This window comes from Gemmobacter nanjingensis (genome assembly GCF_014652195.1).
Lineage (GTDB): Bacteria > Pseudomonadota > Alphaproteobacteria > Rhodobacterales > Rhodobacteraceae > Gemmobacter > Gemmobacter caeni.
On record NZ_BMYI01000083.1, the window covers coordinates 1 to 824 of the forward strand.

At 68.9% G+C, this 824-nt stretch carries 1 protein-coding gene; it reads left to right on the plus strand.

All coding sequences use genetic code 11. From position 1 onward, the window contains the following. Positions 1–824 (plus strand): hypothetical protein (locus tag IE126_RS25735; RefSeq protein WP_229825965.1); only part of this gene is annotated, 824 nt, incomplete at both ends.

Sequence of the window (824 nt, forward strand, 5' to 3'; positions counted from 1 at the left end):
GGGGCGGTCGATGCGCTGACGATTGAGGTGACAGAGACCGGGGCCACCGTGGCCTCGCAGGCAACGGCCCTGACCGAATTGCAGACCGAAGTCGCAGGCAAGGCGTCCGCTGACGCTATCGCGGCGCTCGAAAGCCGGACCAGCGCGACCGAGACCGCGGTGAAGACTGGCAGTGCGGCGACCACCAGCCTGCGGGCCAGCCTGTTGCCTCTGGCCTCCGAGGTGCTGGATCAGGGCTTTGCCGATTTTCTGGCCCGCCGGAAGGCACGCAAGGCCATGGTGGCGGCCGACCAGTCGCTGACCGCACAGATCCGGGCGGTGGATGATCGGCTGATCCTGACGGCCGATGCGGTGACGCGGCTGGAACTGGATCTGCCGAAGCTTGCCAGCGCCACCGCCGTGGATGCGCTGCGGCTGCGGGTGACCACCGCCGAGGGCAGGATCACCTCGCAGGGCGAGGCGATCACCGCGCTCAACACTGCCTTGCCGGGCAAGGCCAGCGCCTCGGCGCTGGAGGCGCTGACCACACGGGTCACGCTGACCGAAAGCGGAATCGTCTCGCTGGGGCAGTCGGTCACTGATCTGGGCACGGCGGTTGCGGGCAAGGCCGGTACTGACGTGGTGGACGCGCTGGAAAGCCGGACCAGCGCGACCGAGACAGCGGTAAAGACCGGCGGCGCGGCGACCACCAGCCTGCGGGCCAGCCTGTTGCCTCTGGCATCCGAGGTGCTGGATCAGGGCTTTGCCGAGTTTCTGGCCCGCCGGAAGGTGCGCAAGGCTGTTGCCGAGGCGGATCAGTCGCTGACCGCACAGATCCGGGCGGT